This window comes from Bradyrhizobium sp. CB3481 (assembly GCF_029714305.1).
GTDB lineage: Bacteria > Pseudomonadota > Alphaproteobacteria > Rhizobiales > Xanthobacteraceae > Bradyrhizobium.
This window is the reverse complement of the sequence record NZ_CP121647.1, coordinates 3,778,514-3,798,403: the sequence shown is the minus strand read 5'-3', so window position 1 is coordinate 3,798,403 and position 19,890 is coordinate 3,778,514. Positions and strand designations below refer to the sequence as shown.

General features: G+C 62.4%; 23 protein-coding genes and 1 tRNA gene. 7 read left to right on the top strand and 17 right to left on the bottom strand.

The genetic code is table 11. From position 1 onward, the window contains the following. Positions 1–7: 7 nt before the first annotated feature. The 3 genes from QA643_RS18460 to QA643_RS18450 all read right to left on the bottom strand — a co-directional run bounded on the left by QA643_RS18460 (position 8) and on the right by QA643_RS18450 (position 2,972). The gene (locus QA643_RS18460; RefSeq protein ID WP_283034501.1) at positions 8–1,186 is read right to left on the bottom strand and encodes a saccharopine dehydrogenase NADP-binding domain-containing protein; all 1,179 of its coding nucleotides are present in this window, start codon (positions 1,184–1,186) and stop codon (positions 8–10) included. 127 nt (positions 1,187–1,313) lie between these two features. After that, positions 1,314–2,099, bottom strand: coding sequence for a DUF169 domain-containing protein (locus QA643_RS18455; protein WP_283034500.1), 786 nt, complete (start codon positions 2,097–2,099; stop codon positions 1,314–1,316). A 72-nt stretch (positions 2,100–2,171) separates the two neighbouring features. Continuing rightward, positions 2,172–2,972, bottom strand: a complete 801-nt coding sequence (locus QA643_RS18450) for a YdcF family protein (RefSeq protein WP_283034499.1) — start codon at positions 2,970–2,972, stop codon at positions 2,172–2,174. Between the two features lie 153 nt (positions 2,973–3,125). Between QA643_RS18450 and QA643_RS18445 the strand changes: the two genes are divergently transcribed. After that, positions 3,126–4,067: an acetamidase/formamidase family protein gene (locus tag QA643_RS18445; protein ID WP_283034498.1), complete on the top strand. Its 942-nt coding sequence runs from the start codon at positions 3,126–3,128 to the stop codon at positions 4,065–4,067. A gap of 8 nt (positions 4,068–4,075) precedes the next feature. On the opposite strand, the gene QA643_RS18440 is transcribed toward QA643_RS18445, so the two are convergent. Next, complete coding sequence (locus QA643_RS18440; RefSeq protein WP_283034497.1) at positions 4,076–4,459, bottom strand: GrlR family regulatory protein; 384 nt, start codon at positions 4,457–4,459, stop codon at positions 4,076–4,078. Positions 4,460–4,713: 254 nt separating this feature from the next. On the opposite strand from QA643_RS18440, the gene QA643_RS18435 reads away from it, so the two are divergent. Next, positions 4,714–4,914 carry a hypothetical protein gene (locus QA643_RS18435; RefSeq protein ID WP_225669173.1) on the top strand — a complete coding sequence of 67 codons (201 nt, stop codon included), beginning with the start codon at positions 4,714–4,716 and terminating at the stop codon, positions 4,912–4,914. A gap of 42 nt (positions 4,915–4,956) precedes the next feature. Beyond that, positions 4,957–5,442, top strand: coding sequence for a GcrA family cell cycle regulator (locus QA643_RS18430; protein WP_283034496.1), 486 nt, complete (start codon positions 4,957–4,959; stop codon positions 5,440–5,442). A gap of 69 nt (positions 5,443–5,511) precedes the next feature. On the opposite strand, the gene QA643_RS18425 is transcribed toward QA643_RS18430, so the two are convergent. The 3 genes from QA643_RS18425 to QA643_RS18415 all read right to left on the bottom strand — a co-directional run bounded on the left by QA643_RS18425 (position 5,512) and on the right by QA643_RS18415 (position 8,269). Further along, a complete protein-coding gene (locus QA643_RS18425) occupies positions 5,512–6,480 on the bottom strand; it encodes an SDR family NAD(P)-dependent oxidoreductase (RefSeq protein WP_283034495.1) in 969 nt (322 codons plus the stop codon). A 147-nt stretch (positions 6,481–6,627) separates the two neighbouring features. After that, on the bottom strand, positions 6,628–7,533 hold the full coding sequence (locus QA643_RS18420) for a dihydrodipicolinate synthase family protein (RefSeq protein WP_283034494.1): 906 nt from the start codon (positions 7,531–7,533) through the stop codon (positions 6,628–6,630). A 157-nt stretch (positions 7,534–7,690) separates the two neighbouring features. Continuing rightward, a complete protein-coding gene (locus tag QA643_RS18415) occupies positions 7,691–8,269 on the bottom strand; it encodes a group 1 truncated hemoglobin (RefSeq protein ID WP_283034493.1) in 579 nt (192 codons plus the stop codon). Positions 8,270–8,583: 314 nt separating this feature from the next. Between QA643_RS18415 and QA643_RS18410 the strand changes: the two genes are divergently transcribed. Then, complete coding sequence (locus tag QA643_RS18410; RefSeq protein ID WP_283034492.1) at positions 8,584–8,712, top strand: hypothetical protein; 129 nt, start codon at positions 8,584–8,586, stop codon at positions 8,710–8,712. Between the two features lie 32 nt (positions 8,713–8,744). Here QA643_RS18410 and QA643_RS18405 read toward each other — a convergent pair whose 3' ends face one another. The 3 genes from QA643_RS18405 to QA643_RS18395 form a co-directional block, all read right to left on the bottom strand. After that, positions 8,745–9,245 (bottom strand): hypothetical protein, encoded by a 501-nt coding sequence (locus QA643_RS18405; protein ID WP_283034491.1) that lies wholly within the window; start codon positions 9,243–9,245, stop codon positions 8,745–8,747. Positions 9,246–9,362: 117 nt separating this feature from the next. Further along, positions 9,363–10,028 carry a hypothetical protein gene (locus tag QA643_RS18400; protein ID WP_283034490.1) on the bottom strand — a complete coding sequence of 222 codons (666 nt, stop codon included), beginning with the start codon at positions 10,026–10,028 and terminating at the stop codon, positions 9,363–9,365. Positions 10,029–10,044: 16 nt separating this feature from the next. Continuing rightward, the gene (locus tag QA643_RS18395) at positions 10,045–10,626 is read right to left on the bottom strand and encodes a hypothetical protein (protein ID WP_283034489.1); all 582 of its coding nucleotides are present in this window, start codon (positions 10,624–10,626) and stop codon (positions 10,045–10,047) included. Between the two features lie 224 nt (positions 10,627–10,850). Here QA643_RS18395 and QA643_RS18390 point away from each other — a divergent pair. Then, positions 10,851–10,928 (top strand) — tRNA-Pro (locus QA643_RS18390). A 28-nt stretch (positions 10,929–10,956) separates the two neighbouring features. Here QA643_RS18390 and QA643_RS18385 read toward each other — a convergent pair. From QA643_RS18385 to QA643_RS18360, 6 genes are all read right to left on the bottom strand, one after another. Then, the gene (locus tag QA643_RS18385) at positions 10,957–11,526 is read right to left on the bottom strand and encodes a MerR family transcriptional regulator (RefSeq protein ID WP_283034488.1); all 570 of its coding nucleotides are present in this window, start codon (positions 11,524–11,526) and stop codon (positions 10,957–10,959) included. Positions 11,527–11,592: 66 nt separating this feature from the next. Continuing rightward, entirely contained in the window at positions 11,593–11,928 is a 336-nt protein-coding gene (locus tag QA643_RS18380; RefSeq protein ID WP_283034487.1) for an integration host factor subunit alpha, read from the bottom strand. Positions 11,929–12,061: 133 nt separating this feature from the next. Then, a complete protein-coding gene (locus tag QA643_RS18375; RefSeq protein ID WP_283034486.1) occupies positions 12,062–13,039 on the bottom strand; it encodes a beta-ketoacyl-ACP synthase III in 978 nt (325 codons plus the stop codon). Then, on the bottom strand, positions 13,036–14,091 hold the full coding sequence (gene plsX, locus QA643_RS18370) for a phosphate acyltransferase PlsX (protein WP_283034485.1): 1,056 nt from the start codon (positions 14,089–14,091) through the stop codon (positions 13,036–13,038). Before plsX ends, QA643_RS18375 begins: the two co-directional genes overlap by 4 nt. Positions 14,092–14,402: 311 nt before the next feature. Next, positions 14,403–14,990 carry a DUF177 domain-containing protein gene (locus QA643_RS18365; protein WP_283034484.1) on the bottom strand — a complete coding sequence of 196 codons (588 nt, stop codon included), beginning with the start codon at positions 14,988–14,990 and terminating at the stop codon, positions 14,403–14,405. Then, entirely contained in the window at positions 14,987–15,532 is a 546-nt protein-coding gene (locus QA643_RS18360; protein ID WP_283034483.1) for a ubiquinol-cytochrome C chaperone family protein, read from the bottom strand. Before QA643_RS18360 ends, QA643_RS18365 begins: the two co-directional genes overlap by 4 nt. Positions 15,533–15,663: 131 nt before the next feature. On the opposite strand from QA643_RS18360, the gene bamE reads away from it, so the two are divergent. Both bamE and QA643_RS18350 read left to right on the top strand, forming a co-directional pair. Then, positions 15,664–16,140, top strand: coding sequence for an outer membrane protein assembly factor BamE (gene bamE / locus QA643_RS18355; RefSeq protein ID WP_283034482.1), 477 nt, complete (start codon positions 15,664–15,666; stop codon positions 16,138–16,140). A gap of 127 nt (positions 16,141–16,267) precedes the next feature. Continuing rightward, positions 16,268–17,272 carry a tripartite tricarboxylate transporter substrate binding protein gene (locus QA643_RS18350; RefSeq protein WP_283034481.1) on the top strand — a complete coding sequence of 335 codons (1,005 nt, stop codon included), beginning with the start codon at positions 16,268–16,270 and terminating at the stop codon, positions 17,270–17,272. 205 nt (positions 17,273–17,477) lie between these two features. On the opposite strand, the gene QA643_RS18345 is transcribed toward QA643_RS18350, so the two are convergent. Beyond that, a complete protein-coding gene (locus tag QA643_RS18345; protein WP_283034480.1) occupies positions 17,478–19,592 on the bottom strand; it encodes a sodium-translocating pyrophosphatase in 2,115 nt (704 codons plus the stop codon). Positions 19,593–19,890: the final 298 nt, after the last annotated feature.

The window sequence follows — 19,890 nt, the reverse complement described above, 5'->3', positions numbered from 1 at the left end:
GCTGTGACTACTTCTCCACCGTGAACGTCAACCCGGCATGATCAACCAGCCGCTTGATCAGCTTGTGCTGCATCGCTGCGCCCGGCGTCCAGAAACCGGGCGGCACATCAGGCGTATCGCGGAGCAGGCAGATCGCGCATTCGGAGATCATCTTCGAGGTCGAGCCGTAGCCGGGATCGCGATCGCCCTTCACCGCGGCGCGGACCTGACGGCCATCGGTCGCGATCGCGACATAGAGCAAATCATAGAGCCCGTTCTCGCGCTCTTCCTTGGACGGGCCCTCGCCCGGCTTCGGCGCGCCAGGTCCAGTCTTTTCGCCGTTCGCGGCCATCACCAGCTTGGCGTTGGATTCGCCCTTCTCGCCCGGGCCGGTCAGCACCATCTCGTCATAGATGAACTCGCGGCCGTAGGGGAATCCCATCAGCATGTTGGAGCGATGGACGTTGCGCGTATTGATCAAGGCCATCATGAACGGCGCGGCCCAGGACTGCATGTCCTCCTCATAGACGGGCTTGTTGCCCCGCGGCTGTTTCGGCCCCTTGAATTCCGGCGTCAGCGCAAAGGGATCGTTGAGAATGGCGACGAGGCTCAAATCCTTGGCGACCGCGTCGAAGGTCGCCTTGGCGCTTGCCGCCGTGCCGCCGGAAAGCGTGCCGCGCATGTCGCGCACGCGGCCCTTGACGCGCGTGGCTGGCGCGCCGAACACGCGCCTGGCTTCCTCCTGCACGAAGAACGCGCCGAGCTCGAACGGCACCGAGTCGAAGCCGCAGGAAAACACGATGCGTGCTCCGCTCGCCTTCGCCGCCGCCTCGTGCTTGTCGATCATCTGCCGCATCCAGACCGGCTCGCCGCAGAGATCGATATAGTCGGTGCCGGCCTCGACGCAGGCGGTAATCAGCTCATTGCCGTAGAGCTGGTACGGGCCGACGGTGCTGATCACGCATTTGGTCTGGCCAACCATAGCCTTCAGCGACGCTACGTCGCTTGAATCCGCGACGATCAGCGGTGTATCCGCCGGCGCGCCGATCGCGTCACGGACGGAGGCGAGCTTGTCCTTGCTGCGCCCGGCCATCGCCCATTTCAGATTGGCATCGCCCTTGTAGTGCCCGGCGAGATATTCGGCGACGAGCTGGCCGGTGAAGCCGGTGGCGCCATAAACGACGATGTCGAACTTCGACGAAGACATAAGCGAAGTTTCCTGCAGAAACGAACTTGGTCTCTTTTGTCATTGCGAGCGAAGCGAAGCAATCCATAATCTCTGCGTGGAAATATGGATTGCTTCGTCGCGTTGCTCCTCGCAATGACGGTTGCGGCTATTTCTTGCCGTACGACACACCCATCCCGGCGCGCACGTCGGCCTGGATGCCGTAGGGCGCGATCGGATAACGCAATCCGTTCTTGGCGAGCTGCTTCATGCCGGCAATGGCTTTGGCGAGGTGCTCCGGCCTCAGCGCCATTAGCATCTCTTCATCGGGCACGCCACCATAGCGGCGCTCGGCAAAGCACGGCAGCGAGAGCGACGGCTCGCCGGTCTTGAGCGCCCTGCCCCAGGAATCCGCGCAGGCGGTCTCGCCGACCACGCCCCATTCGAATTTCTTGTAGCCGGTGTATTGCAGGCCGTTGATCAGAATGATCATCTGCCCAGGCGTCGCGTAGACGAGGCAAATGTCCGGCGGATTGAGCCGGCCGCTGGTGAGCGGACTTACCGCCATCGCCTGGTATTGGCCGAACGGCACGATGTCGAGCGCTTCCTGGCGCTTGCGCGCGTCTTCGGCCGTGCCGTGCCAGACGCCGACATAGTTTTCGCCGGCGAGCCATTTTTCGTCCTGCGGCGCCAGCCCAATCACGGCGCGGCATTGCGCGCCGACGAGATCCTCGCCGGTGATGCCGACCGTCCAGCCGAGCCGCGAGGCCATGCTGACAATCTGGTCGGTGGTATGCACCGCCGAGGGCCGCCGGATTTTCGGGATCGCCATCATGTCTTCGGCGCGTGCGAACATCTTGATGCCGACGACCGTGGTCTTCAGCCTGAGCAGGCTGTTCAGGTCGGCCACCATGGCGGCCAAATCGAAGGCTTCCGGCGGCGTCTGCTGTTGCATGGCGAAAACTCCCAAATCGTGCGCTGAACGCGCATCTGTTCGTGCGATTGTAGCCCGGCCGGCTGCCCGCGGCTACTTCGCAGGCCCCGGCAACAGTTCGTCGATCTTGCCGGTGGCGCGGTAGGCAATCAGGCCCATCCATTCGCGCAACGCAAGATCGGTCCGGCCGAGCCCATCGATCGCGATATTGGTGAAATTGAAGATGTTGTTGCGGCCGCCGACCCGCCAGTCGACCGGATAGGGCTCAACCGCAAATCCCGCTTTCCGGAACAGTCCGACCGAACGCGGCATATGGAACGCAGAGGTCACCAGCAGCCAGCGTTCGCCTTCCTTCGGCGCGAGCAAAGCCTTGGAAAATTCCGCATTCTCCTGCGTGTTGCGTGACGCCCGTTCCATGGTCAGCCGCGATTTGTCGATGCCGAGGCTCTCGAAGATGGCGCCGGCGAAATCGGCTTCCCTGGCATCATTCGAGATCAGGTTCGCGCTACCCCCGGAGAAGACGACGCGTGCCTTCGGATAGCGGTGCGCCAGCGCTGCGGCTGCGATCAGACGGTCGGGCGAGCTGCGGACTACCGGTATGCCATGCGCCGTGGAAAGATCAGCCTCGATCGATGCGCCGAGCACGATGATGCCATCAGGCGCGCCGCGCGAAGCGTCCCACGGCGGAAAGCGCTGCTCAAGCGGATAGAGCAGCAAGTTCCCGAGCGGCGACAGCCCGCAGATCACGAGCAGCAGGACCGCTGCAATCACCAGCTTGCGGCCAAGCGATGCGAAGCGCGTGAACATCAGGATGGCGCCGACGAAGCCGACCCCGATCAAGAAATTTGTCGGCAGCAACAGCGCGCCGAGCGTCTTGGAGAGCACGAAAAACAACGGGAGCCTCGCGAATAGACATCCTCGTCATACGCGGGCTTGCGGCCGGTATCCATCCTTCTTCGCACAGGCCTCATTCGAAAATGATCGATTGCCGGATCAGGCCCGGCAATGACAGATTGTGCCCGACATTTTCGGCATGAAAGTCTCGCAATGGCCCATCATCACCTGCATTCCAGCCCCGAAACCTGCCACTGGGGCTATTTCGACGCGACCTTGAAGCCGGTTCTGACCATCGCCAGCGGCGATGAAGTCACTATCGATACGATCAGCGGCGGCCCGGAGGTGGTGCCGGACCGCAAGCAGTTTCACGTGCCGCCCGAACTCGACGAGGTGCACGCACGATGCGAACGGCAGCTGCAGGGCCATATCCTGACCGGGCCTGTGGCCATCGAGGGCGCCGAGCCGGGCGATGTGCTGGAAGTCGACATCCTCGACGTACAACTCCGGCAGGACTGGGGCTGGAATTTGATCCGCCCGCTGGCGGGCACCCTGCCCGACGATTTCCATGAGACTCGGATTTTGAACATTCCGCTCGATCGCGAGCGGATGGTGGGGCGTCTGCCGTGGGGGCTCGACCTGCCATTGGCGCCGTTTTTCGGCGTGATGGGCGTGGCGCCGCCGCCCGCCTGGGGCCGCATCACCTCGCTGATTCCGCGCGCGATGGGCGGCAATCTCGACAACAAGGAATTGGGCGCTGGCGCCAAGCTGTACCTGCCGGTGTTCGTGCCGGGCGCGCTGTTCTCCTGCGGCGACGGACACGGCGTGCAGGGCGATGGCGAAGTCTGCGTCACCGCGATCGAAACCGCGCTGCAGGGCCGCTTTCGCCTGACGCTGCGCAAGGATTTGCAATTCACTTATCCGCGCGCGGAAACGCCTGATCATTACATCACAATGGCAATGGACCCCGACCTCGATCAATGCGCGGTGCGCGCGCTGCGCGACATGATCGTGCTGCTCGGCGAGAAGCGCAATTTGTCGCGCGAGGACGCCTATACGCTCTGCAGCGTCGCCGCCGATCTGCGGGTCACGCAGACAGTCAACGGCTCCAAAGGCATTCATTGCATGATTGCCAAGAAGGTCGTGCACGGCTGAGGCCGGCTTCAGAACTCCGACAGAAACTGCAGCCTGGCATGAAACAGCACGCTGGTCTTTCCGACCAGCGCGGTGCCCTGCACCTGCGCGCCATCAGCCGAATACGAGCCGCTGAAGCCGCACGTCACTTCGCGGCCACCGAACAGCGGCCGCGCGCCCGCTGATTTCGTGTGCTCATGGGTAGCGAGTTCACCACGCCATTTGCCGCGCTCGGCGGTGTAGGATCCCGTGTAATAGAAATACGAATCGCCGCCTGCGAGCTTGCCGTCGCGCAGCACGATGATGCCGTGGGCGCGGCCGTGCCCGCCGTCCGACATCTCGATCTGAATCGTGTAGAGCCCGTTCGTTACCGTCATCGCGCCCGCTGCCGCCTGCCCAAGGCATTTCGTCATCGCAGGCCGCGCGAGGCAATCACGTAAATCGTCGCGAGTCTGGATCGTTTTGCCGCGGCATTTAGAGCCACTCGGGCCGGGTGCACGCGCCGAGTAACACGGCCGCAGCCGATCCACAGACCCGGATCCGGATTTTAATTCTATTTTTCAATTGGATAGAGAGCTATCCACAAGCCGTTTGACTCATGTGTGCAAAACTAAATAGAGTCGAAATAGTCACTTTTCAGTACAGCGTTTAAAAGTTAGCGTTCCACATGGCTACAGAAAAAGCCGAAACCGACCGCGTTCCCGTGACCTTGGCGCTCTCGACCATCGCGTACATGGAAAGATTGGTGAGACAGGGCACCCACGGCACTAGCGTTCCAGGCGTTGCTAGGACTCTGATCGAGGAAGGCATTCGGCTCGCCATCAAGGACGGGCTGCTTGCCATCCGCGACAACGGCCGGCCGTCCTGACGGGAGCTCGCGGCGGTTTTCACAGAACGTGGAACCGAGAAAATGCTTACGAATCTACCGACCTGGACCACCGATCGCGTCGAACTGCTGAAGAGTCATTTTGAAGCCGGCCTCACCTGTCGCGAGATCGCGGCCAGCATCGGCGTCAGCCGCAATGCGGTGATCGGCAAACTCGCGCGCCTGCAATTGACGCGCGGCCCCGCCCGGGCCGAACCGCGTCCCACCAAGGCGGCCCGCGAGCGCTCCAGGAAATCCATTCCCAGACTGCAGTATCAGATCCTGCAGGCCGTTTACGAAAACCCGCAGCCGATCCAGGAAGAGCCGATCATCAGCGAGCGCCGCTGCTCGCTGCTCGAGCTCAGCAACGAGCGCTGCCGCTGGCCGATCAGCACACCGGGGGCGGAAGATTTCTGCTTCTGCGGCAACACGCCGGTGGAGGGCATGCCCTATTGCTCCGGACACACCCGCCTCGCCTATCGGCCAGGCACGCGCGCCCGCGTCTCGCGCATGACGACGCACAAGGTTTAGTGCTCCTGAAACGCGACACAGGAGAAAGCGAGGGCGTCGGTTCTGATTTCGATCAGAACCGACTGCCCGCTAGCCAAGCTTCCAGCCGACCTCTTCCGCAAAGCTCTTGAAAAATTCCGGCGTATAGGCCTTTTCCGGGGCCTGCCGCACCCGCTCATCAAGCTTGTGTGCATCGTCGCCGACGAGAATCCGCCAGCGCTCGGCCTTGACGCCGTCCAGGATGATCTTTGCCGCGGCCGCCGCGGTGGTCGGCGCTTCGTCGCGGAAGGAGCGCGCACGGTCGAGTGCGATCTTCTGGATGTCGTCGTCCGACATCGGCGCGGTGTCGATGCCCATGCCGTTCAGGCGCAGCCGCGTCGCCGCAATTTCATTCGGGCTGAGCTCATCGGATTCCGACCCGCTCTGGATCTTGCGCGAGTTGGAAACAATCGAGGTGCCGATATGCCCGGGCATCACGACCGAGCACTTGATATGCGGGGCATTGAGCCGCAGATCGGTCATCAGCGCCTCGGTAAAGCCTTTCACCGCAAACTTGGCGGCGCTGTAGGCGGTGTGCGGCACGCCGAGGCCGACCGAGGCCCAGAAGCCGTTGACGCTTGAGGTGTTGATGATGTGGGCCTCGTCCGCCTTCATCATCAGCGGCAGAAAGGTGCGCACCCCGAGATAGACGCCGCCCCAGCAGATGTTGAAGGTGCGCTCCCACTGCTCGCGCGTATTGGTGAACAGGCTGCCTCCGCCACCAATGCCGGCATTGTTGAACAATAGATGGATCTTGTCGGTTGCCTGCTGCTCAATCAGCTCATCGCGAAAACGCTGCAGATGGGCCTCGATCGAGACATCGGCGATATGGGTGGTGACACGCAGCCCCTGCGGCAGCCCTTCCGCCTCGCACAGCCGTTGGGTCTCCGCCATCGCCTCCATCGAGACGTCGCACATTGCGACGTTGCAGCCTTCGGCGACCAGTTGGCGCGCGAGTTCGCGGCCCATACCCGTGCCGCCTCCGGTGATGACGGCAAACTTTCCGGCAAAATCCTTCATTGAGATCGTTACCTCGATTTTTCTTGAGTTGGGGCTCGCATAACCATGCCGCCCACGCGGACAGACAGTAACAGGTGGGAATTGCCGGTAAAGCCGCCCGTGATGCGGGCAGCTCGATTGTCCTGCCGCCGTTTTCGTGCGGCGGAATTACTCCGCCGCCTCGCGAGAACCGCCGAGTGCACCTAAGCCATCGAGCGCCTTTCGGATGGCGGTCTGTTGCGCGGGCGATGCTTCCGGCATCGGCGCACGCGAGCATGTGGCCGGCAGCCCCTGCAGCGACTGCGCGTAGCGCGTGCATGCCGGCAGATTGTCCGAGACGATCGCGTTCCACAGTGTCAGCAGCTTCTTGTGCAGCGCTAACGCTCGGGCGTGGTCGCCCGCCTTGACCGCATTCCACAGTTCGACGGAAGCATGCGGCGCGGCGCTCAGGATCGCGGCGATCGAACCGTGCGCGCCGAGGGTGTACGACGGATACATCAGCGCATCGACGGCGCTGTAGATCAGTTTGTCCGGTGCCATCATCATCAGATCGGCAAACAGCTTCAGGTCACCCGCGCTCTGCTTGACGCCGACGACCAGCGGCACCTCGTTCATGATCCGCGTCAGCAGCGCCGGCGAGAGGTAGGACCACGGCACCACGTTGTAGATGATGATCGGCATGCCGGTTTCATCGGCCATGCGGCGGAAGTGATCGACCATCGCCTGCTCGTCCGGCTTGAACAAATAGTGCACCGGCGTCACCTGCAGTGCCGCGACGTTCATGTCGCGCACCAGTCTGCCGCGCCGGATCGCATCGCGCGTGGAATCGACGATGATGCCGGCGATGACGGGCACGCGCCCTTTCGCGGCGTCGACCGTCGCCGCCACCAGGTCGCGATATTCCTCATGGTCGAGCGTATGCCCCTCGCCGGTCGAGCCGCCGGCCGCCATGCTGTGGCTGCCGGCGCCGATCAGCCACTCGACCTGGGGAGCAACGAGCTTGAAATCAATCTCGCCGTCTTTCCGGAACGGCGTCGTCATCGGCGGTATCACGCCTGTGGGGCGCACTTTCATGGGCCTGCCTCGCTGTTTCCATCCGCTGTCGATGAGGTGTTTCCCCCACTCGCCTTCGAGCCTAGCGAAGCACGGCGCGACGATCCAGTTGCGGAATTGGCATGGCAGGTCAGATGATCCGGCTACGCCGGACCTTTCTTTGAACACACGGAACGCTTCAGCCGCGTTTGCCGCCTGTGACGTAGCCCGCGGTTACCTCGTCCTTGTGCGCGGCAAACGCGGCCAGCACTTCGGCCTTCTCACGCTTCGGCACCTTCGCGAAATCCAACGTCCGCCCGAGTTCGGCGGCGACCTCATCGAACTCCGCTGGCGAAATCTTGAGATTGCGATGGGCTTCCTCGAGGCCGAGCGGCGTCGCGCCGGGTCGTGTCGCCGTGAACTGAAGTGGACCACCCGCGGCGTTGCAGACCCATAGCGTCCGCATGAACTTGAGGCCGGGCAGCCGTTGCAGGTTCTTGGTGTGCCATTCCCGCAATTGCGGATTTTTGGATTTCTGACCGACGATGGGATTTTTCACCACCGCGTCGCTGAAGTGATCAATCACCGCGGCGATCGCGAACACGCCGCCCAGCCGATCATAGAGGCTTTTCTCTGACTTGGCCTGGTTCTCAGGTTTCGCCTTGTCGGCCTGCGCATAAGCCTTGTTTGTGCCTGTCAAAACCCCCGGCGTTGCCGCCACGGCCATCCCGGCTACCATTCCCCGTCGTGTGATCGAATTCGAAACATTTCTTGCCATTGGATTCCTCCATCATGGTTTCGCAGCCGATCTGACCCGCACGGCTGCGGCTGAGCGTGCCGTCACGCCGGCGCGCTCTTTGCTGCCCCATTGGATGGCGCTGAAAGGAAAAGGTCCCCGGCAAACGCGCGCAGCATCAAGGCTGCGCCACCGGCGCATGAACGCAAATGTCCGATGATGGGCAAAGCATTCTCAGTTTCGACGATGGTCCATTAGCACTTCGCGGCTGCGACCAACTGCGCGTTTTGAACCGGCAGGGCCCGGCCGCGACTCATCGAAGACAAGACTTGAAGACAAGGCTTGGAGAGATCGTCATGCCCCAATGGCGCGATACCATGGTCGATCAGCCGGAAACCGATGGCGCGACTTACCTGACCGGATGGACGGTCAGCGGACTGGTGGTGCTCGGCACCATCGTTGCGGTCTGGGCTCTCGGCATCTAGTAAGCCGATACCGCGCCCATGCGGAAGGCGGCTTAGTTAGGTGACGGCGCAGCGCTTTCGCGCGGACTTGATGCGACCTGCGGCAAGGCTAGGGTGAAAGCATCAACCAGCCGACGTCGCCAGGGCTGCGTCAGCATCGACAGCTTTCCTTCGAGCAGAGCGGCCTTTTCCCGGGCCCCCATGGTGTCGGTGGTCGCTTTAAGCAACTCGGCCAACAGCTTGTTGGTACGCTCGCATTCCCGTTCGAAATCGCCCCGGTAGCCGGTGGCGACGACCCTCATCTCCGCCAGTTCGGTCTGCAAGGTCTCGATCTGCTGCTTCAGAGCGGTGACCAGCTGTTGATTGGCCTGCGCCTGCGGCGGACGGGATATCGGGGAATGGTTGATCTCGGTGAGATCGACCTGAACGAGCGTCTTTCCGTCGTTGGCGCGGGTACGTGGCCAGCGATGCCGCTTCACAAGGGCACGCGCAGCCTCTGGCGAAATCTTGAGTCTTTCGCCCAGTTCGGCGTACGACAGCATCTCGATGGGCATAAGCTTGGCTCCATTTAAGCCCCGAATATGATCGTACCGGCCTATGGTTAATGCGGGGTTTACCGGGATGGGACCCCCCCGGGCTGCGCGGCCGACCGGAGCGCCGAGACGCCGACGTCAGCGCTTGCAGATGTCGCGGGTCTGTTTCTCCTCGCGCAGAACGCGCGATATTTCAGGCGACGCGAAGCTGCTAAAATCAGCAGCAACAAGTGTGCCGTAACGGCGATGATTCTTGAGCGCGCCCAACAATTTACCTTTGGAATTTTCGATGACCTGTGCCTCGCCGGCTGAGATTGGCGGCTTGGACGCTTCCGCCTGCTGCGCGAAAGCAAAAAACTTCGTGGTGGCCTCGACCATCGCCGCGCGGTTATCGGGATCGCAGAGTTCGCGATCATCCTGCGCATAAATGCAGTCTGCCAACTCTGCCCATTTGATAGCCAAGGAAACCGTGCGGTAGTCCGACCTCGAATCTTCCGGCTTGCCGGCCAAGGCAGAAATATTCGTCTGCATGCTGCCAGCCTTCAGGATGAAGTACCCGGCACTCGGCTGCATCTTCGCCGCGTCCGGGCCGACGTCTACTACACGGAAAATACAGTTTTTGATGACCGGCGCGACTTCCGGCCGACCGATACGATTGGCGTCAGCGAACCACGAGACGCTGGGCGGCCCGACCGAGACGAGACCTGACATGGCATTCGAGATTTTCGGAGCCCAGATCCACGCACCGACTGCGAGGAAGCCCCCGGCGAACGCCAGCAGGAGCGTGAGAAACTGACGGACCACTTTTCGAGCTCCCCTGCTAGGCTCTCGGGCAATTGTCAGTCGTGCCCTTGTACCGATCGAGCATCGGCTTCATTGCCGCGGGGACCGACCAGCCGAAATCGGCCTTGATCAGACGGCCGTTGCTGGTGTCGTACATCAAGGCCGCATTGATCGCCTGGTTGCGCGGACTGTCCCAGAGATTCCTGACCGTAGACACCTCACCTTCGCCATATCGCTTGGCGGTACTCATCATTTCATCTACCTTCGCGAAATAGCGATTGATATAGTCGACGATGTAAGCGCGATTGTTTCGCTCGCAGACGGCGTTGGGATGGATGACGAGATAGCAATTCAGCGCCGCCGTCATTTCCTTCGCGCGAGTGAGGTCTTGCCAGTCGATGCGATGCTGAGTGGTCGTGAGCTGGGGCAGCAGCGGATCACGCTCGGGGCTCTCAAGCGCGGGATAGCACGCCTCGCGAATATTGGCCTGTTTCCATTCGCCCATACGTTCTCCGCCCGGCAGGTAATCCCCGGTGTGACCGAGAACGAAGTAGTTGATCAGGTTGATACCCAGAACGATGCCCCCCACAACAAAGGCCGCGCGCTTGAGGAAATCCACGTTCAACATCCTTCATAGGTTGCATGAACGTAGATTAATACCTTTAGTATGCCAGGAACGTTAATGGCGGATCGAAGGCGAAATGTGGGTTAAGACGCCCTTACCGATGCGGCTGCGGCCTTTTCACCCGCAAAGAAGCCACTGGAACCGCAAGGTACCCTCAGCGTCGGCCCATCATTCGCGCGCCTTGCGCCGAGCGCTGATCGCAGCTAATGGAACGGCATCGGAGCGTGGCGCAGCCCGGTTAGCGCACTAGTCTGGGAGACTAGGGGTCGGAGGTTCAAATCCTCTCGCTCCGACCATCATTTCCATCGAGCTCGGGCCTGGCGCTCAGCTATCCTTCATCGCATTGTCCAGCAATTGCCGGCACGCGACAAGGTCCTGCAGGACCCGCTCCAGGCGCTCGCGGTCGGCATCCGAAGGCCCCGGCTTGCCCTTCACGAAAGGCAGCAAAATGCCGTCGTCATCAGTATCGACGAAGCGGTAATCGATTTCCTTGTCTTCGCTCTCGTAATCGGCGTCCGCATCCTCGTCCTCAGCCTCGGCAGCGACCGGTATCTCGCCCTCATCGGGCTCCTGCAGGCTGAGACCGATCGCCTCTTCGACCGCGCCGAAGGTGACGGCGGAGGTCTGGTCGGCAAGTCCCTGAACCGATTTGATGCCGTGCTCTTTCAGGATCCGCTGCACGCCGCGGATGGTGTAGCCTTCGCCGTACAAAAGGCGGCGGATGCCCTTGAGCAGGTCGACGTCGTCGGGGCGGTAATAGCGCCGCCCACCACTTCGCTTCATCGGCTTGATCTGCGCGAAGCGCGTCTCCCAGAACCGCAGCACGTGCTGGGGGATATCGAGTTCTTCAGCGACTTCGCTGATGGTGCGGAACGCATCCGGCGCTTTATCCAAAGGCCAGCTCCTCTCAACTTATCTCGTTGGGGAAGACGCGGTACTCGCCTTGCTACGCGGCCGTCCTTACTCGATGTCGGTCTTGCTTTCGCCATTGCCGGGCGCGTGCCCGTTGATCCGCTGCTTCAGGATAGCTGACGGCTTGAACACCATCACACGGCGCGGCGAGATCGGCACTTCAGTACCGGTCTTCGGGTTACGTCCGATACGCTGACCCTTCTTGCGCACCATGAACGAGCCGAACGACGACAGTTTCACCGTCTCGCCCTTCTCCAGGCAATCGGTGATCTCCTTCAGAACGAGTTCGACAAACGCTGAAGATTCCGTTCGCGAAAGCCCCACCTTCTGGTAGACGGCCTCGCACAAATCGACGCGTGTGACTGTTTTTCCGGTCCCGGTCATCGCCTGCCCCGCACTCTCGGCGAACAAAATTTATTGCCTGAAATTAAGCGGTTAGCTCGCAATGGTCAACAGCGACCATCATGCAGAAGCATGGAACAAGCTACAATTCTAATCGATCTACCTTATGTGACGTTCACCAGCGCACCAGCGCGGAACCCCAGGTGAAGCCACCGCCCATGGCCTCGAACAGCACCAGATCGCCTTTCTTCACCCGCCCGTCCTGGACCGCCACATTGAGCGCCAGCGGGATCGAGGCCGCCGACGTGTTGCCATGCAGATCGACGGTCAGCACCACTTTCTGCGGTGCAATATGAAGCTTGTGCGCTGAAGCATCGATGATTCGCTTATTGGCCTGGTGGGGGATGAACCAGTCGATGTCCTCGGCGGTTGCACCGGTCGCATTGAAAGCGTCCACGATCACGTCTGTGATCATGCCGACCGCGTGCTTGAACACCTCGCGGCCTTCCATTCGCAGGTGCCCGACGGTCTGGGTGGTGGAAGGACCGCCGTCGACGAACAGCTTTGCCTTGTGCCGGCCATCGGAGCGCAGATGGGTCGTGAGCACGCCTCGGTCGGAAGTAGCTCCCGGCTGGTCCTGCGCCTCGAGCACGACCGCGCCCGCGCCGTCACCGAACAGCACGCAGGTACCGCGGTCGTTCCAGTCGAGAATGCGCGAAAACGTCTCGGCGCCGATCACCAGCGCACGCTTGTAGGCCCCGGAGCGCAGGAATTTGTCGGCGGTCGCAAGCGCGAAGATGAAGCCGGAACATACCGCCTGCAGATCGAAGGCAACGCCGTGATGAATTCCGAGCTCATTCTGGACCGCCACGGCGGTTGCCGGAAAGGTGTTGTCGGGCGTCGAGGTTGCTAGCACGATAAGATCGATCGCCTGCGCATCGAGGCCGGCATGTTCCAGCGCCGCGCGCGCGGCGTTGACTGCAAGATGCGATGTGAACTCGCCTTCGGCGGCGATGTGGCGCTCCCGGATACCGGTACGCTGCACGATCCACTCGTCCGACGTATCGATCCGGGCGGCGAGTTCCGCATTGGTCAGCACCTTCTGCGGCAGATAGGAGCCGCAACCCAGCACGACCGAACGTTTCGCAGTCACGAGACAGCCTCCTGCGCGGTCTGTGCCAGCGCACCGCCGTCGCTATTTATCATCTGAGTGATCTTGGTGAGGAGATCGCAGCGGACCATCTCATAGCCAACGTCGACTGCGTAGGCAAAGCCCTCGGCGCTGATTCCGCCATGGCTCTTCACTACCACACCTTTCAGTCCAAGCAGCACACCACCATTGGATTTGTTAGGGTCCATCTTGTCGCGCAGCGACTGGAAGGCGCCGCGGGCAAGGAGATAGCCGAGACGTCTCAACCAGTTTTTCGTCAGGGCATTGCGCAGGAATTCCGACATCTGCCGTGCAGTCCCTTCGGCCGCCTTCAGCGCGATATTGCCGGAAAAGCCCTCGGTCACGACCACGTCGGCCACCCCCCTGCCGATGTCGTCGCTCTCGACGAAACCGACATAGTTGAGCTGTGGCAGGTTCATCGCCCGCAACTGCTCTGCTGCCTCGCGGATTTCCTCGTGTCCCTTTATCTCTTCCTTGCCGATATTGAGCAGACCGACTGTCGGACGCTCGATATTGAACAGGACACTCGCCATCGCGCTGCCCATCTCCGCAAGCGTCACCAGATGGTGCGCATCGCCGCCGATCGAGGCGCCGAGATCGAGCACGACGGTATCACCGCGCACGGTCGGCCAGAGCGCGGCGAGTGCCGGGCGGTCGATCCCGGGCAGCGTGCGCAAATGGAGCCGCGCCATCGCCATCAGCGCACCGGTGTTGCCGGCGGAGACCGCGACATCCGCCTCGCCCCGCTTCACCGCATCGATGGCAAGCCACATCGAGGAAGTCTTGCGGCCGCGCCGCAGCGCATGGCTCGGCTTGTCGTCATTGCTGATGGCCACATCGGTATGGATAACGCGCGAAGCCGCCTTCAGTGCGGGATGCCTCGCCAATTCAGCATCAATCCGCTTGCTGTCGCCATAGAGCAGAAACTCGCTGTCGGGATGCCGCTTCAAAGAAATAGCAGCGCCGGGAATGACGACCGATGCGCCGACATCGCCGCCCATGGCGTCAAGCGCGATTCGAACCTTTTGCGGCATGAACGTCCCGGAAAACCTGATCTTTTGCGGCCCTCATCGAGCCCGACCGCAGTTGGAACGGCACCGTTAGGCGGTGCCTGGCGAAACGCAACTCGCGCCCCCATCGGGCCGCGACAATAGCGTGTCCCCGTCCCGACACAACCTCTTGACCACGGTCTTTTGGCGAAAGCGGAGCGCTGTGGCCCGAAATCAAGGATATGCAATATCCAATTGATAATCAATGCCTTAGGTACGACTCTTGGCGAAACACCGCAGCGACCTCGAAGCGATGGCAGCTTCAGCGACCGCTTTAGCTCCCTGCTATCTGCCCTTTATTTGCCCTTGGGCTTCCTGGCTCGCGACTTTTTCGGTTCTGCTTTCAACGCCCTCAGTGCCGCGAATGGGTGATCCTCGGGATCAGTGGCTTCAACCATCGGTTCAAATCGAGCACCCGGCTTGCGCGGATATGGATCGACCGCGAGATACAGGGCATCGGTGGCAACCTTGCCAAGATCGATCATGCCGTTGTCGATCGGCTCCAGCGGATCGGGCGTCTCCTCGTCGCTCGCCTCGGCCTCATCGACGAGAGCGGCCATCTGCGGGACCTGTTCTGAAGGCGCGAAGATCAGGTCGACCGGCTCATCGATGTCGTTTTCGATCTCCTCCAGCGTCACCACGCAGGTCTGTCCGATTCGCGCCCGGACGTTGCCAGTCACGTGGAATCGGCCGCCGCTCCTGGGTGTGACGTCGAGCGATGCCTGCGCCGACTTTACCTCGCGCAAGCCGCCCATTTCGGCCAGCGCCTGCCGAACCGCCTGATCGGCCGCGATATCGCGATGCAGGCCGGTCTCGGGGATCTGCGCGACCGCTATGGGGACGCGCCAAGGATCTGGCTTTTCTGTCGTGCCGGTCTTGATCATGGTTGCACCTTCTCGGGCACGGGAAACCTGGCCGAACCGCTGATCAGCGCCGCCTCGTCGATACCGTCCAGGGCGATCATCGCCGCCTCGGCATAGGCCGCCACCCGGCGGGCCTTTTCGAGGTTCTCGCCGTTCATGATATTCTTGCAGATCGCCTGCGCCAGCGCCTCCTGGCCTTCCGTCAGCGCCATGTCGTAAGCGGCGGTCCGGCCATAAAAGGCCTCGCCGAAAGCCTGCATGCGCTTGGGCACCTTGAGGTCGCTGACCCCCATTTCGCGCAGATTGTCGTCCATATCGTTGCAAAAATGATCGAACAGCCCCTGCGACAGGGCCCCGCCGCCCTCCACCGACCTCAGGCGCCGCAGGACCAGCCACAAATGCAGCAGAAGCAGGTCAAAACGGCCGTTAACCGTGTCGGGAACCGCAAGGTCCCGGTAAAACGACGGTTCTCGCGCCTGCGTCACGATCATGCCATAGATGGCCTCGATGGTGCCGCGCAACGGCGTCCGGGGTTTCCTGAAGTGATTGAACGGCCAAAGCATTGTGGGTTCCGCAAGCGGGCCCTCCTAGATTCTTTGTCCAGAGGCCACGCGTGTTGCAATCCAGTGTGGTGCCCGGTACGTCAACGCACCGCGCGATGCAAGAGGACGGGCTAATTCCTGATATGACCGAAATGAGCCAGCTGAGCACCTGCGTGCCCTCGCCGATCCGCATGACCGCACGAAGGCGCGGCCTTCGCGCGGTGGCGGCCGTGGCGCTGGTCTGCGCGGCGCTCACGGGGTGCACCGGCGAGCAGTTCCAGAAGGGCTACATCCTGCCGCCCAACGCGCTGGAGCAGATCCCGATCGGCGCCAGTCAGGATCAGGTGCTGATCGTGATGGGCACACCATCCACGGTCGCGACCCTGAACGGCGAGGTGTTCTACTACATCTCGCAGCGCTCCGAGCGCAAAGTCGCGTTCATGAATCAGCAGGTGGTCGACCAGCGCGTGATCGCGATCTATTTCGACAAGAACCGCCAGGTGACGCGGCTCGCCAATTACGGATTGCAGGACGGCAAGATCTTCGACTTCATCAGCCGCACCACGCCGACGTCAGGCCAGGAACTCAGCTACCTCACGCCGCTCTTCAAGCTGCTCAGCTTCAACTAAGCGCGCGGTAACGTCCGGCTCGCTACGTTCCGTCGCGCGGAAATCCTGCGCCAAGTCGCCGCTTGCCCCATGCGCGCGCGCTGCCTACGGTCCCTGCCAACAAGAATCCAAAGCAGGGAGTGAACTTGTGACGATTAAAGCCTTTTCTCGACGCCGCGTGCTGGCCGGAGCCGCAGGCATTTCTGCCGCAGCGATTTTGCCACGCACGAGCTTCGGCTCCGACTGGCGTCCGACCGAGACCGTCCGTCTCATCGTACCTGCAGCAGCCGGCGGCAGCACCGACGTGATGGGGCGGCTGCTGGCCGCGCATCTGCAGACTGCATGGGGCCAGTCGGCAGTCGTCGAAAATCGCTCCGGCGGCGGCGGCACGATCGGCACCGCCGAAGTCGTGCGCGGCAAGGCTGACGGCCATGTCATTCTGGTCGGCAATCCCGGTCCGAACGCGATCGCCTACAGCATCTTCCGCAACATGACCTACAAGGCCGACCAGTTGCAGCCGGTCAGCAACATGATCCGGATTCCGAATATCGTGTCGGCGCATCCGTCGACCGGTATCAAGTCGATCCCCGAATTGATCGCCTACATCAAAGCCAATCCGGACAAGCTAACCTACGCTTCCTCCGGCGTCGGGCAGAGCCCTCACCTCACCGGCGCCTGGTTCCTGCAGCTCACCGGCCTGAAGATGGTGCACGTGCCGTTCCGCGGCGCGGGGCCAGCGCTGCAGGCTGCGCTCGCGGGCGATATCCAGATCCTGTTCGACAATCTCTATCCGTCACTGCCGCAGACGCAGGATGGCAAGCTCACCGCACTCTGCGTCACCACGCCCGAACGCAGCCCGGCGGCACCCAACATCCCAAGCATACGCGAGGGCGTACCTGAGCTGGCAAAATTCGACGTCTCCTCCTGGTTCGGCATCTTCCTGCCGAAGGCAACGCCCGCTCCCGCCGTCGATGCCCTCAACAAGGAAATCAAGGCGATGCTGGCGCGCGATGACGTCAAGAAGACAATCGGCAACATGGGCGCCACCGCCGATTGGGGCACGCCGCAGCAGTTCTCCGATTTCGTGCAGGCCGAGACGACGAAATTCGCCGAGATCATCAAGCGCGAAGGCCTGCAGATGGATGTGAATTAACGCAGGCGTCATTGCGAGCCAACGGGTCGCGCGAACGCGCGCCCGATGACAGGCTCCGCGAAGCAATCCATTCTGTCCGCTTGCCGAAGCATGGATTGCTTCGTCGCTTCGCTCCTCGCAATGACGTGGTGAGAATTTACGGACGTCAAACACAAACCCCGCGGCTCGCACCGCGGGGTTTTTTATTCGATCAACTTCTCGCCGCTCAGTGCGCCAGGATCGCCAGCAGCAACAGCGCCACGATGTTCGTGATCTTGATCATCGGGTTCACCGCCGGACCCGCCGTATCCTTGTAGGGATCGCCGACGGTGTCACCGGTGACGGCGGCCTTGTGGGCGTCGGAGCCCTTGCCGCCGTAGTGGCCGTCCTCGATGTACTTCTTGGCGTTGTCCCAGGCGCCGCCGCCCGAAGTCATCGAGATCGCGACGAACAGGCCGGTGACGATCACGCCGAGCAGCATCGCGCCGACGGCCGAGAATGCCGCCGACTTGCCGGCCGCACCGCCGCCCGCGATCGCGTAGATCGCGAAGTAGACGACGATCGGCGACAGCACCGGCAGCAGCGACGGAATGATCATTTCCTTGATCGCCGCCTTGGTCAGGAGGTCGACGGCCTTGCCGTAGTCCGGCTTGTCGGTGCCCTGCATGATGCCGGGCTTCTCGCGGAATTGGCGCCGCACCTCCTCGACGATCGCGCCGGCCGCGCGGCCGACCGCGGTCATGCCCATCGCGCCGAACAGATACGGCAGCAGGCCGCCGAACAGAAGGCCGACCACGACGTAGGGGTTGTTGAGCGAGAAGTCCGGAGCGACGCCCTGGAAGTAGGCGTTCTTGGTAGCGATGAAGAACTTGAGGTCTTCGTTGTAGGCCGCGAACAGCACCAGCGCGCCGAGGCCGGCGGAGCCGATCGCGTAGCCCTTGGTGACCGCCTTGGTGGTGTTGCCGACCGCGTCGAGCGCGTCGGTCGACTTGCGGACCTCCTTCGGCAGGCCGGCCATTTCGGCGATGCCGCCGGCATTGTCGGTGACCGGGCCGAAGGCGTCGAGCGCCACGATCATGCCGGCCAGCGCCAGCATCGTCGTGGTCGCGATCGCGATGCCGAACAGGCCGGCAAGGCTGTAGGTGATGAGGATGCCGGCGATGATGACGATCGCGGGCAGCGCGGTCGCTTCCATCGAGATCGCCAGACCCTGGATCACGTTGGTGCCGTGACCGGTGACCGAGGAAGAAGCGATCGACTTCACCGGGCGGTAGTCGGTGCCGGTGTAGTACTCGGTGATCCAGATGATCAGGCCGGTGACGGCAAGACCGACGATGCCGCACCAGAACAGCGCCATGCCGGTGAACTTCACGCCCTCCAGCGGGCCGAAACCGATCAGCCAGTTGATGACGGCGGCAACGCCGAGCAGCGACAGCACGCCGGTTGCGATCAGGCCCTTGTACAGCGCGCCCATGATGGACTGGCTTGAGCCGAGCTTGACGAAAAAGGTGCCTATGATCGAGGTGATGATGCAGACGCCGCCGATCGCGAGCGGCAGGGTCATCATGTTCACCAAGAGCGGCGAGTTCGCGAAGAAGATCGCGGCCAGCACCATGGTGGCGACCGCGGTCACCGCATAGGTCTCGAACAGGTCGGCCGCCATGCCGGCGCAGTCACCGACATTGTCGCCGACATTGTCGGCGATGGTCGCGGGGTTGCGCGGATCGTCCTCGGGAATGCCGGCCTCGACCTTGCCGACGAGGTCGCCGCCGACGTCGGCGCCCTTGGTGAAGATGCCGCCGCCGAGACGGGCGAAGATCGAGATCAGCGAGGCGCCGAAGCCGAGCGCCACCAGCGCGTCGACCACGACACGGTCGTTGGCCTTCAGCCCCGCGAGCTGGGTGAGATAGATGAAGTAGATGGTGACGCCGAGGAGCGCGAGGCCGGCGACCAGAAGGCCGGTGATGGCGCCTGCCTTGAAGGCGAGCTCCAGACCGCCGGCCAGCGAGGTCGTCGCCGCCTGCGCGGTGCGCACGTTGGCGCGAACCGAGACGTTCATGCCGATGAAGCCCGCAGCGCCCGACAGCACGGCGCCGATCAGGAAGCCGACCGCAACCAGCATGCCGAGGAAGTAGGCCAGCAGCGCGAAGATCACGACGCCGACCATGCCGATCGTCATGTACTGGCGGCGCAGATAGGCCTGCGCGCCCTCCGCCACCGCTGCCGCGATTTCCTGCATGCGCGGGTTGCCGGCGTCCGCTTTCAGAACCGACGACGTCGCCCAGATGGCGTAAACAACCGAAAGTGCTCCGCAGAGCACAATCACCCATAATGCTGTCATTGAAGTTGCCTCAGATGCTCGTTTTCCGCCCCACGCCATCCCGCGAGCGCGGCCGGCGCATTTATTGAAGGAGGCCTTCCCTGCCCAAAGGGTGACCTCAAATCGGCCCGGACCATGCCAAAATCGCCCCCGCGGCGCAACGCCACCGAAGCCAGAATCCGTCGATTTTTGAAAGCATTCACCGGTAAGCGGCCCCCGGGGCAAGCTTTTGCCTGCGCGGCAGGAAGGCATTTGCCCGGAGGTTGCGGCTCAACCCAAATACAAAACCCGCCCAATCCTGTCGGGATCGAGCGGGCTC